This is a genomic window from Bradyrhizobium sp. P5_C11_2, from assembly GCF_054049755.1.
This window is the reverse complement of sequence record NZ_JBFULT010000703.1, coordinates 1-3,317: the sequence shown is the minus strand read 5'-3', so window position 1 is coordinate 3,317 and position 3,317 is coordinate 1. Positions and strand designations below refer to the sequence as shown.

Here is a 3,317-nt window from a genome sequence, read left to right as displayed (position 1 = left end):
GCGCTGCACGCGGTGGCTCTTGAGATAGCCGCGCGCGCCACAATGCAGCATCGCCGCATGCGCCGCCGCGACGCTGGCCTCGCCCGCGCGCAGGCGCAGCGCGATCACCTTGCGCCAGTAGGTCTCCTCTTCGTTGTAGGGATCGCGCGCCAGCGCCATGGTCTCCGCCTCGAGCTCGGCGGCGAGATCGCGGACATGCACCGGCTGCTGCGGCAGATAGCGGTTGATGTGGCCGAGCGGACCCCCGACCTCGTCCATGATGTTGACGCAGTCCCGGATCAGGCCGAGCGCCATGCCGGCCTGGAGCAGGATGAAGCCGGCGCGGATCTTCTTGACGAAGGGCGCGGCGGGATCGGCGAGGATCAGCTCATCCGGCACGAAGACGTCGCGGAACTGCACGCCATAGGTGCCGGTGCCGTCCATGGCGAGGAACGGCTTGCACGGCGTCAGCGTGATCGCGGGGTCGGAGCAGTCGGCGAGAAACATCACAGTGCCGGGCTCGCCACTTGCGATGCCCTGATCGTCCTCGCGCTCAAAAATGGTGCCGAAATAATGGTCGGGGCCGAGATTGGACACCCAGGGCAGCGCGCCGCGCACGATGTAGCCGCCCTCGACCTTGCGCCCTTTCAATTTCAGCTTCTCGATGCCGAAGAAGCTTTTCATCGGATTGGACAGCCCGGTGCCGCCGAGCAGCCGGCCGGTCGAAAAACCGTCGCCGAACCGTTTTGCCAGCTTCATGTTGGTCGAGTTGGCCGCGTACCAGACCAGCGTGTTCTGGCACCAGGCCATGAAGGCCGTGGCACCGCAGACCTCGCCGATCGCCGCCATCGCCTGGATCGCGCAGCGCAAATCCGCAGGACCCTCCTGGGGCATGTGACTGCCCCATGCGCCGACCTCGCCGAACCGGCGCAGCACCTCGGCCGGATAGACCGCGCCGTCGTCGATGCCGGCGGCGAGCGGCGCAAGCTGCTCCCGCGCGATCCGCGCCACCTCCCCTGCAATGGACGGTGCGGGCTGATCCAAAACTTCGGCCCGTGATAAAGCCAGTGAACCCATGATCGTCTCCCGCACCTTGTCCTGGTTGATGGCTAGATGCCGACCTCGAGATTGACCGGGCGGGTGAAAGTGTTGGCGACCGGCGACCATTTCTTCACATGGGCGACCAGCGCGTTGATCTCGTCCTGCGCGATGCCCTCGCACTCCATGTCGACCTTGACCCGCACATCGGTGAAGCCGACCGGCTTGTCGGAGACGTCGCCGGTGCCCCAGACCGCGGTGATGTTGAGGTCGCCCTCGAGCTCGAGCTCGAGCTTGTTGACGATCCAGCCGCGATGCACGGCGTTGGCGTGCAGGCCGACCGCAAGGCAAGAGCCGAGCGCGGCGAGCGAGGCTTCCGACGGATTGGGCGCAGTGTCGTCGCCGAGTAAGCCCGGCGGCTCGTCGACGATATAGGGTGGCAAATTGCGGATATAGTTGGCGTGGCGGAATTTTCCTTCCGCGACCGTCTTGCACTTCAAGGTCTTGATGACCTTCGGATTGGCCTTGCCGTTGGCGATCAGTTGCTCGAGGCCATTCTTGTCGATGGGYGCGAGGCAACCCGTCAGCACTGTTTTTTGAACGACGGCAGTCATCATCTTCTCCCTGGCAGAAGTGGAAATCGGTAGGATACCGAACGGTCTGTTTCCTTGCATGGAGCGTGCCAGAGGAAGCCAAAAACAAAATGCGAAGCATTGGAGCCGCTTAGCCGGCGCTGCCTGCGGATTGATCAGCCGCCTCGTGCTCAAAGGCGGAGCAGATGAGCGAGCGGATGCGAATCTTTTCAGCGCGGAACAGATGCGGCTTGCTGATGCGGCGCGGCTGCGGGTAAGTTTGGACTCATGGCAAAGACGTCATCAAAGAAGAATTCAAATCCGCCCCATGCCGGTGCCGGCGAGGACGAGTCCGCACGCGGGCGCCTCTTGAGCGCCGCGACGCATCTGTTCTGCAAGAACGGAATCAACGCCACCGGCATCGATGCGATCATCGAGGAAGCCGGCACCGCGAAGACCACGCTCTACAAGCTGTTCGGCTCCAAGACCAATCTCGTCAATGCGGTGCTGGAGAGCGAAGGCAAGCAGTGGCGCGAATGGTTCATCGGCGCCATGGAAGACGGCGGCGGCGACGCGCAGACAAAACTCACGCGCATCTTCCCGGCGCTGAAGAGCTGGTTCGCCGAAGAGCGCTTCTACGGCTGTCCCTTCATCAACGCGGTCGGCGAGCACGACAAGGACGCCAAGCAGTTCCGCAACATCGCGCTGAAACACAAGAAGATCGTGCTCGGCCACATCGAGAAGCTCGCCGGCGAGCTCGGATCGGCCGAGCCAGCGGTGTTGGCGCATCAGCTCGGGCTCCTCATCGACGGCGCCATCGTCGCAGCGATGATCTCGCGCGATCCGGGCGTGGCGGATACGGCCGCGCTCACCGCCGGCCCCCTGCTCAGCCAGTCCAAGACGAAGAAGAAGCGCGCGGCGGATCAGCTGGAAACGGTGTGAATCTTCGTAGGGTGGGCAAAGGCGCAAAGCGCCGTGCCCACCATTTCTACCTCAGTTGATCGGTCGAAGAATGGTGGGCACGCTTCGCTTTGCCCACCCTACGAGATCTATAAATTCACTATTTGGACGGGCTGATTTCGCTGGTCATTCCACAAACCGGCGAACTCCAAAACCTCTTCCACCGTCTCATTCGTGTGCGAGGTGGTCACGACAAAGCGTGTGTCATCCGTCCCGTCGCCTACGACGAGTTCATCGATGATGTCCTCGATCCGTGCGGCGCCCTCTCCGACGACTGCAATGAGAGCAACGCGATCACGAAGACACTGCTCGACAAAGGCAGCCAACAGACCTTCGCTCGATAGCGGCAGGCGAAGGACGACCCTTGACGGATAGCTCATCTAATTCTCCGCGGCGTGGCGAACAGCTCTCCCCTGACTTCGCGCCATTTTCGTGGGGTGGGTAAAGCGACTTGTCCGCCGTAGCTTGAAAATCGAAGGCGGAAGCGTGCCCACCAACGCGCTCGGAAACAAAAGTGGCGGGCACGGCGCTACGCGTCTTTGCCCATCCTACGAGAGCTACGCGCTCTGCTCGATCATCCCCTGCAGCCGCACCAGCTCCGCCTCCAGGTCGCGCTCGACATCCGCGGCCCTGATCTCCATCACCCGATAATCTCGCGCCTCCAGCCACGTCCGCCGTCCCGCCCGGTCCGCCGCGATGGTCTCGCCCTCGCCCGGATTGACCAGCTCGATCGCGATCCGGTGCGGGAACGAGTCGAAGTCCGGGATG

4 protein-coding genes and 1 pseudogene are annotated in these 3,317 nt (G+C 63.2%); 1 reads left to right on the top strand and 4 read right to left on the bottom strand.

All coding sequences use genetic code 11. The features are described 5' to 3' along the window. On the bottom strand, positions 1-1,056 hold a 1,056-nt coding region (locus ACXJL8_RS37230), incomplete at its 3' end, for an acyl-CoA dehydrogenase family protein (RefSeq protein ID WP_456686633.1). A 32-nt stretch (positions 1,057-1,088) separates the two neighbouring features. Further along, entirely contained in the window at positions 1,089-1,631 is a 543-nt protein-coding gene (locus ACXJL8_RS37225; RefSeq protein WP_456621282.1) for an OsmC family protein, read from the bottom strand. A 246-nt stretch (positions 1,632-1,877) separates the two neighbouring features. Between ACXJL8_RS37225 and ACXJL8_RS37220 the strand changes: the two genes are divergently transcribed. Beyond that, on the top strand, positions 1,878-2,531 hold the full coding sequence (locus ACXJL8_RS37220) for a TetR/AcrR family transcriptional regulator (protein WP_456621281.1): 654 nt from the start codon (positions 1,878-1,880) through the stop codon (positions 2,529-2,531). 107 nt (positions 2,532-2,638) lie between these two features. Here the strand turns inward: ACXJL8_RS37220 and ACXJL8_RS37215 are convergent, their stop codons facing one another. Together ACXJL8_RS37215 and ACXJL8_RS37210 are read right to left on the bottom strand one after the other, a co-directional pair. Then, a complete protein-coding gene (locus tag ACXJL8_RS37215; RefSeq protein WP_456621280.1) occupies positions 2,639-2,929 on the bottom strand; it encodes a hypothetical protein in 291 nt (96 codons plus the stop codon). Positions 2,930-3,106: 177 nt separating this feature from the next. Continuing rightward, positions 3,107-3,317, bottom strand: a pseudogene (locus ACXJL8_RS37210) (RNA methyltransferase); the annotation flags it as partial.